1 protein-coding gene is annotated in these 265 nt (G+C 46.4%); it reads left to right on the top strand.

The features are described from left to right. A partial coding sequence (locus PZC42_RS24845; RefSeq protein WP_498041208.1) for a ribonuclease H family protein occupies positions 1-265 on the top strand: 265 nt, incomplete at both ends.

Below are 265 nucleotides of genomic sequence, written 5' to 3'. Positions count from 1 at the left end.
AGTGCGAGTTCAGTTTTCAGGAACTGAAAAGACGCCTGACATCTGCTCCCGTACTGGTACCACCAGACTTCTCCAAGGACTTTATTATCTATTGCGACGCCTCGCGTCAAGGACTAGGTTGCATACTCATGCAAGATCATCAGGTAATCGCCTATGCTTCACGGAAATTACACCCACATGAGGAAAATTATCCCACACATGATCTAGAGCTTGCAGCTGTAGTCCATGCACTTAAAACTTGGCGACATTACCTTCTCGGTAATCG

Origin of the sequence: Isoptericola croceus, from assembly GCF_029382255.1 — a bacterium.
Lineage (GTDB): Bacteria > Actinomycetota > Actinomycetes > Actinomycetales > Cellulomonadaceae > Isoptericola > Isoptericola croceus.
Note: the sequence above shows the minus strand (reverse complement) of the source record. Positions and strands in the feature narration are given on the sequence as shown.